We start from the raw sequence: 8,107 nt of genomic DNA, 5'->3' as shown, positions 1-8,107 counted from the left end.
TCCGCGCCGGGGACGGCCCGGCCACCGGGCGCCGTACCGTCCGGGGCAGCCGGGGGGCGGGCCTGCGGGGCCGTGCTCGCCGCCGCGGAGAGCGCCTCGGCCAGCCCGCCGATCTCCACGTACACCACCGCCACCGGTTTCGCCGGGCAGGTCTCGGCCGCCTCGCGCAGGGCCGTCGCGAGCGCGCCGCCCGCCGTGGGCGTCTCCGCGCCGACCCGGGGGATCGCCGTGACGACGACGGCGTCGCAGGCCGGGTCGTGCAGGGCGGCCGCCAGGGCGGCGCGGAAGTCGCCCGCCCCTGCCGACGTGGTGAGGTCCCGGGGCGGCAGCGGGCGCAGCCCCTCCGCGAGGCAGGCGTCGTAGGTGAGCAGGCCCAGGGACTCGGAGTTGCCGACGATCGCGACGCGGGGCCCCGCGGGCAGCGGCTGGCCGGCGAGCAGGATCCCCGCGTCGACCAGCTCCGTCACGGTGTCCGCCCGCTGCACGCCGGCCTGGCGCAGGAGCGCCGAGACCGTCGCGTCGGGGATGCGGGTCTCCGGGACGGCGTGGCCCTGGGGCATCGCGCCGCTGTGGCGGGCGCCCTTGACGACGACGACCGGCTTGGCGGCCGCGGTGCGGCGGGCGAGGCGGGTGAACTTGCGCGGGTTGCCGATGGATTCGAGGTACATGAGGACGACGTCGGTGTCCGGGTCCTCGAAGCCGTACTGGAGGAAGTCGTTGCCCGAGACGTCCGCGCGGTTGCCCGCGGAGATGAACGAGGACGGCCCGACGCCCCTGCGGTGCAGCGCGGACAGCAGGGTGATGCCGATCGCCCCGGACTGGGCGAACAGCCCGATGCGCCCGGGCACGGGCGACGTCGGCGCGAGGGACGCGTTGAGCCGGACCGCGTCGGACGTGTTGATGATCCCGAACGCGTTGGGGCCGATGATCCGCATCCCGTACCTGCGGGCCCGCCGCACCAGCGCGCGCTGGCGGGCCCTGCCCTCCGCGCCGCTCTCCGCGTAGCCCGCGGAGAGCACCACCAGCCCCTGCACCCCGTGCGCGCCGCAGTCCTCGACGACGTCCGGCACGCGCTCCGCGGGCACCGCGACGACCGCGAGGTCGACGGGTTCGGCGAGTTCGGAGACGGAGCGGGCGGCCGGCACCCCGTCGATCTCGGTGACGCCGGGCGCGAAGGCCGCGTTGACCGCGTACGTACGGCCCCGGAAGCCGCCGGCGAGCAGGTTGCGCAGGACGCTGCGGCCGACGCCGCCCGCCTCGCGGCCGACGCCGACGACGGCCACCGAACCGGGCGCGAGCAGCCGCTGCACGGAGCGCGCCTCGGCCCGCAGCTCGCGTCCGCGCTGCACGGCGAGGGAGCGCTCGGTGGGCTCCAGCTCCAGGGTCAGGCGGACGGCGCCGTCCTCGAAGCTGCGACGCTGGGTGAACCCGGCGTCCATGAAGACCTTGATCATCTTGCCGTTGGCCGGCAGGACCTCCGCGGCGAAGCGCCGGATCCCCCGCTCGCGCGCGACGGCCGCGACGTGCTCCAGGAGGGCGGAGGCGACGCCCCGGCCCTGGTGGACGTCCTGCACCAGGAACGCCACCTCGGCCTCGTCCGCCTCCGGTCCCGCGGCGGCCCGGCCGTCGGGCCCGATCCGGTCGTAGCGCACCGTCGCGATGATCTCGTCGCCCACCGTCATGGCGAGCCCGACGCGGTCGACGTAGTCGTGGTGCGTGAAGCGGTGGACGTCCCGGTCCGACAGGCGCGGGTAGGGGGCGAAGAAGCGGTAGTACTTCGACTCGTCCGAGACGTGTTCGTAGAAGTGCACGAGACGGGCCGCGTCGTCGGGCGTCATCGGCCGGATCCTGGCGGTGCCGCCGTCGCGCAGTACGACGTCCGCTTCCCAGTGGGCCGGGTAGGGATGGGCGGGCGCGGCGGTGCGGACGGCGGACGTCTCCATGTCGAAAGCCTACGGCGGGGCACCCCGGTCGGGCCCGCCGGCAAGTGCGATACTGGTCTAGACAACCTCTGTCAGATCCGAAGGGCAACACCATGGCTGAGCGCCGTGTCAACGTCGGTTGGGCCGAGGGCTTGCACGCCCGCCCCGCCTCCATCTTCGTCCGCGCCGCGACCGCCTCCGGCGTGGCCGTGACCATCGCGAAGGCAGGCGGCACGCCCGTCAACGCCGCGTCGATGCTCGCGGTGCTGGGCCTGGGCGCCCAGGGCGGCGAGGAGATCGTGCTCGCCTCCGACGCGGACGGCGCCGACGCCGCCCTCGACCGCCTGGCGAAGCTGGTCGCCGAGGGACTCGACGAGCTGCCCGAGACGGTCTGACCGTCCGCGGTCCGCGGCACCGCGGACGCCCCCGGGCCCGGCGCGTGCGCGGCGGGCCCGGTTCCGTGCTGTCCGGGGACCGGCCGGCGCATGGCCTGCCCGGTCCCCCTGCCTGCGCGGCCGGCGCGGGCCCCGAGCACCCGCGCCGACCGCGCCGGGTCAGCCCTTGACGACGGTGACCGGGCCGATGCCCAGCGCCTCGACGGGCTCCTTGATCCGCGCCCCGTCCCCGACGAGGACCGTGACCAGACGGTCCCCGGGGAACGCGGCGAGCACCGCCGCCGTGGCCTCGACCGTGCCGGTCTCCGCGAGCCGTGCGTACATCCGCGCCTGGAAGTCGTCCGGCAGGTGCTGCTCGACCTGGTCGGCGAGGGTGCCCGCGACGGAGGCGGCCGTCTCGTACTTCAACGGCGCGACCCCGACGAGGTTCTGCACGGCGACGTCGCGCTCCGCGTCGGTCAGCCCCTCCGCGGCGAGCGTCCGCAGCACCTTCCACAGGTCGTCCAGCGCGGGGCCCGTCGACTCGGTGTCGACGGAACCGCTGATGGCGAGCAGCGAGGCGCCCGCGCCGTCCGCCGAGGAGCGCAGGACCTGCCCGAAGGCGCGCACCCCGTACGTGTAGCCCTTCTCCTCCCGCAGCACCCGGTCGAGCCGCGAGGTGAGGGTGCCGCCGAGGCAGTACGTGCCGAGGACCTGGGCGGGCCAGACGCGGTCGTGCCGGTCGGGGCCGACCCGGCCGATGAGCAGCTGGGTCTGGACGGCGCCCGGGCGGTCCACGATCACCACGCGGCCCGAGTCGTCGGCCGTGACCGACGGGACGGGGCGCGGGGTGCCCGCGTCGCCGGTCCACGCGCCGAGGGTCTCCGCGAGCACCTGGTCGACGTCGACGCCGGTCAGGTCGCCCACGACGACGGCCGTGGCGGTGGCGGGGCGCACGTGCGCCTCGTAGAAGGCGCGCACGCCGGCCGCGTCGATGCGCGCGACGGTCTCCTCGGTGCCCTGGCGCGGGCGCGACATGCGCAGGGAGGCCGGGAACAGCTCCTTGGAGAGCTGCTTGGCGGCGCGGCGGCCCGGGTTCGCGGTCTCGTGCGGGATCTCGTCGAGGCGGTTGCGCACCAGGCGCTCCACCTCGCCCGGGGCGAACGCGGGCGCCCGCAGCGCGTCGGCGACCAGGCCGAGCGCCTTGCGCAGGCGGCGCACGGGCACCTCCAGGGAGACCCGGACGCCGGGGTGGTCCGCGTGCGCGTCGAGGGTGGCGCCGCAGCGCTCCAGCTCGGCGGCGAAGTCCTCGGCGCTGAGCTTGTCGGTGCCCTCGGACAGGGCGCGCGCCATGATCGTGGCAACGCCGTCGAGGCCCTCGGGCTCGGCGTCGAGCGGCGCGTCGAGGCACACCTCGACGGCCACGACCTGCTGCCCGGGGCGGTGGCAGCGCAGCACCGTCAGGCCGTTGGGCAGCGCGCCGCGCTCGGGCTCGGGGAAGGCCCACGGCTTCGCCTCGCCCGGCTGCGGGCGGGGGTGGAGGTCCATGGTCACGGTGGCCTCGGTCACTTGGCCGCCCCTTCCTGCTCGTCGGTGGGCGCGGCGGTGTCCGCGCCGGTCTCGGCGGCCTCCTCGGCCGGCAGCGGCTCGTACACGAGGACGGCCCGGTTGTCGGGGCGCAGGCGCGCGGCGGCGACGGCCTTGACCTCGTCGGCGGTGATGTCGAGGATCCGCTGCACCGCGGTGAGCGCGAGCTGCGGGTCGCCGAACAGGACGGCGTAGCGGCACAGTTCGTCGGCGCGGTCGGCCACGGTGCCGAGGCGGTCCAGCCACTCGCGCTCCAGCTGCGCCTGCGCGCGCTCCATCTCCTCGGCCGTCGGGCCCTCCTGGGCGAGGCGGGCGAGCTCCTCGTCGACGGCCGCCTCGATCTGCGGGATCTCGACCCCCGCCGACGTCTTGACGTCGAGCCAGCCGAGCGAGGGCGCGCCGGCGAGGCGCAGCAGCCCGAAGCCGGCCGCGACGGCGGTCCTGTCGCGCCGCACCAGCCGGTTGTGCAGGCGGGACGACTCGCCGGCGCCGAGCACGGTCAGGGCCAGGTCGGCCGCGTCGGCCTCGCGGGTGCCGTCCTGCGGCAGCCGGTAGGCGGCCATCAGCGCCCGGGCGGGCACCTCCTCCTGGATCTCCTCGCGCAGCTCCCGGCCGATGACGTCGGGCAGCGAGCCGTCGCGCGGCGGCTGCTTGCCGTCGTGGGAGGCGATCGAACCGAAGTACTTCTCGATCCAGGCGAGCGTCTGCTGCGGGTCGATGTCGCCGACGACGGACAGCACCGCGTTGTTGGGGGCGTAGTTGGTGCGGAAGAACGCGCGGGCGTCCTCAAGCGTCGCCGCGTCCAGGTCGGCCATGGAACCGATGGGCGTGTGGTGGTACGGGTGGCCCTCCGGGTACATGAGGGCGGTCAGGCGCTCGAACGCCGTGCCGTAGGGCACGTTGTCGTACCGCTGGCGGCGCTCGTTCTTGACGACGTCCCGCTGGTTCTCCATCGACTCCTCGTCGAGGGCGCTCAGCAGCGAGCCCATGCGGTCGGCCTCCAGCCAGAGGGCGAGCTCCAGCTGGTGGGCGGGCATCGTCTCGAAGTAGTTGGTGCGCTCGAAGCTGGTGGTGCCGTTCAGCGAGCCGCCGGCGCCCTGCACCAGTTCGAAGTGGCCGTTGCCCTTGACCTGCGCGGAGCCCTGGAACATGAGGTGCTCGAAGAGGTGGGCGAGCCCCGTACGGCCCTTGACTTCGTGGCGGGAGCCGACGTCGTACCACAGGCAGACAGCGGCGACCGGCGTCAGGTGGTCCTCGGAGAGCACCACGCGCAGGCCGTTGTCCAGGCGGTGTTCCGTCGCTGTCAGGCCGCCTGAACCGGCCTGCTCGGTGGCCGTGTGACCCATGGGCATGTACGTCCCTTCGCTCGCGATGACTCGTGCAGGTGCCAGCCTGCCACGGTATGCGGGGCGGCCGGGGGCCGCCCGCACCACCCGGTCCGGCCAGGTGTTCCCGTGGGACGGGTGCCGGGGCCTGCCGAGGCGTCGTCGCCGGGCTGTGCGGTGGCCCGGTGAGCGGGTGCGCGCGCCTGCCGGGAAGCGTGTGGAGGCGGCCCGCGCCGCGGCCGACGCACGGGTCGATTCCGGTGTTGTCGGTGTCGCGGTCCACAATGGTCCGTGTCAGCCCCAGAAGTTGTCGTCGTACCCGGCGCGCGTGTCGTCGGACGCGCCGCACTGTCTCTGTGAAGGAGCCGCAGCAGCGATGGCCCGCCGCAGCACGAAGACCCCGCCCCCTGGGGGTACCCCGGCCGGGGGAGACTTCGAGGAACGCATCCTCGACATCGACGTGGTCGATGAAATGCAGGCCTCCTACCTCGAGTACGCGTATTCCGTGATCTACTCGCGCGCCCTGCCGGACGCGCGGGACGGCATGAAGCCGGTGCACCGCCGGATCGTGTACCAGATGAACGAGATGAACCTGCGCCCCGACCGCGGCTACGTGAAGTGCGCCCGTGTCGTCGGCGAGGTCATGGGCAAGCTGCACCCGCACGGCGACTCCTCGATCTACGACGCCCTGGTGCGCATGGCCCAGCCGTTCTCGATGCGGCTGCCGCTCGTGGACGGGCACGGCAACTTCGGCTCCCTGGGCAACGACGACCCGCCCGCCGCGATGCGGTACACCGAGTGCCGGATGGCCGACGCGACGTCGCTGATGACGGAGTCGATCGACGAGGACACGGTCGACTTCGAGCCCAACTACGACGGCCAGGAGCGCGAGCCGGTCACCCTGCCGGCCGCCTATCCGAACCTCCTGGTCAACGGGGCGTCCGGGATCGCGGTCGGCATGGCGACGAACATGCCGCCGCACAACCTGGGCGAGGTCGTGCAGGCCGCGCGCCACCTCATCCGGTACCCGGGCGCGGACCTCGAGACGCTGATGCGCTTCGTGCCGGGCCCCGACCTGCCGACGGGCGGGCAGATCGTGGGCCTGTCCGGCGTCCACGACGCGTACGCGACGGGCCGCGGCACGTTCAAGATCAGGGCGACCGTGGCGGTGGAGGACGTCACGGCGCGCCGCAAGGGCCTGGTCGTCACGGAGCTGCCGTTCTCGGTCGGCCCCGAGAAGGTCATCTCGAAGATCAAGGACCTGGTCTCCGCCAAGAAGCTCCAGGGCATCGCGGACGTCAAGGACCTCACCGACCGCGAGCACGGCCTGCGGCTCGTCATCGAGGTGAAGAACGGCTTCGTGCCGGAGGCGCTGCTGGAGCAGCTGTACAAGCTGACGCCGATGGAGGAGTCCTTCGGCATCAACAACGTCGCCCTGGTGGACGGGCAGCCGCTGACGCTCGGCCTCAAGGAGCTGCTGGAGGTCTACCTGGACCACCGCTTCTCCGTGGTGCGCCGGCGCAGCGAGTTCCGCCGCACCAAGCGGCGCGACCGGCTGCACCTGGTCGAGGGCCTGCTGGTGGCCCTGATCGACATCGACGAGGTCATCCGGCTGATCCGCTCCAGCGAGAACTCGGCGCAGGCGAAGGAGCGCCTGATGGAGCACTTCTCGCTGTCCGACGTGCAGACGCAGTACATCCTCGACACGCCGCTGCGCCGCCTGACGCGCTTCGACCGGATCGAGCTGGAGAGCGAGCGGGACCGGCTCAACACGGAGATCGAGGAACTGACGGTCATCCTGGACTCCGACGCGGAGCTGCGGAAGGTCGTCTCGGCGGAACTGGGCGCGGTGGCCAAGAAGTTCGGCACCCCGCGGCGCACGGTCCTGATCGAGGGCGGCACGCAGGTCGCGGCGGTGCCGGTGCCGCTCCAGGTCGCGGACGACCCCTGCCGGGTGCTGCTCTCCTCCACGGGTCTGCTGGCCCGCACGGCGAGCGGGGAGCCGCTGCCCGCGCGCGACGGCAAGCGCGTCAAGCACGACCTCGTCGTCTCGGCGGTGCCCGCCACGGCGCGCGGCGAGATCGGGGCGGTGACGTCGGAGGGCCGCCTGCTGCGGCTGTCGGTGGTCGACCTGCCGCAACTGCCCGAGACCTCGGGCGCGCCCAACCTGTCGGGCGGAGCGCCGATCGCCGAGTTCCTGGCGCTGGAGGCCGAGGAGACGGTGGTCTGCCTGACCACGCTCGACGAGTCGTCGCCGGGCCTCGCGCTCGGCACGCTGCAGGGCGTGGTGAAACGCGTGGTGCCCGACTACCCGTCCAACAGGGACGAGTTGGAGGTGATCACGCTGCGGGACGGCGACCGCGTCGTGGGCGCGGCCGAGTTGCACACCGGTGACGAGGACCTGGTCTTCATCACCTCGGACGCGCAGTTGCTGCGTTATCCGGCGGCGCAGGTGCGGCCGCAGGGCCGCCCGGCGGGCGGCATGGCGGGCGTCAAGCTGACCGAGGGGGCGGAGGTCCTCTCGTTCTCGGCGGTGGACCCGTCCGCGGACGCGGTCGTGTTCACGGTCGCCGGTTCGCACGGCACGCTCGACGACTCGGCGCGCACGGCGAAACTGACGCCCTTCGACCAGTACCCGCGCAAGGGCCGGGCCACCGGCGGCGTGCGGTGCCAGCGTTTCCTGAAGGGCGAGGACACCCTCGTCCTGGCCTGGGCGGGCGCGAGCCCGGTACGGGCCGCGAAGGCGGACGGCTCGGCGGCGGCGCTGCCCGCTCCCGACCCGCGCCGGGACGGCTCGGGGACACCGCTGGCCCACGAGATCGCGGCGCTGGCGGGCCCGGCGCACTGACGCGGTGGCGGCGGCCCCGCCCGGTTCCGCCGGGCCGGGCCGCCATCAGGG

5 protein-coding genes are annotated in these 8,107 nt (G+C 74.1%); 2 read left to right on the top strand and 3 right to left on the bottom strand.

The features are described from left to right. A partial coding sequence (locus tag L1885_RS19175; protein ID WP_235798383.1) for a GNAT family N-acetyltransferase occupies nt 1-1,943 on the bottom strand: 1,943 nt, incomplete at its 3' end. A 92-nt stretch (nt 1,944-2,035) separates the two neighbouring features. Here L1885_RS19175 and L1885_RS19170 point away from each other — a divergent pair. Next, entirely contained in the window at nt 2,036-2,317 is a 282-nt protein-coding gene (locus L1885_RS19170; protein ID WP_235798382.1) for an HPr family phosphocarrier protein, read from the top strand. Between the two features lie 159 nt (nt 2,318-2,476). On the opposite strand, the gene L1885_RS19165 is transcribed toward L1885_RS19170, so the two are convergent. Both L1885_RS19165 and L1885_RS19160 read right to left on the bottom strand, forming a co-directional pair. Continuing rightward, the gene (locus L1885_RS19165) at nt 2,477-3,844 is read right to left on the bottom strand and encodes a M16 family metallopeptidase (protein ID WP_268984260.1); all 1,368 of its coding nucleotides are present in this window, start codon (nt 3,842-3,844) and stop codon (nt 2,477-2,479) included. A 17-nt stretch (nt 3,845-3,861) separates the two neighbouring features. Further along, nucleotides 3,862-5,235 carry a M16 family metallopeptidase gene (locus tag L1885_RS19160; RefSeq protein WP_235798380.1) on the bottom strand — a complete coding sequence of 458 codons (1,374 nt, stop codon included), beginning with the start codon at nt 5,233-5,235 and terminating at the stop codon, nt 3,862-3,864. Nucleotides 5,236-5,584: 349 nt separating this feature from the next. Here L1885_RS19160 and L1885_RS19155 point away from each other — a divergent pair, with 349 nt between their 5' ends. Further along, entirely contained in the window at nt 5,585-8,056 is a 2,472-nt protein-coding gene (locus L1885_RS19155; protein ID WP_235798379.1) for a DNA gyrase/topoisomerase IV subunit A, read from the top strand. The last annotated feature ends 51 nt before the right edge of the window (nt 8,057-8,107 follow it).

Origin of the sequence: Streptomyces fuscigenes, assembly GCF_021556455.1 — a bacterium.
Lineage (GTDB): Bacteria > Actinomycetota > Actinomycetes > Streptomycetales > Streptomycetaceae > Streptomyces > Streptomyces fuscigenes.
This window is presented reverse-complemented; position numbering and strand designations above follow the sequence as displayed.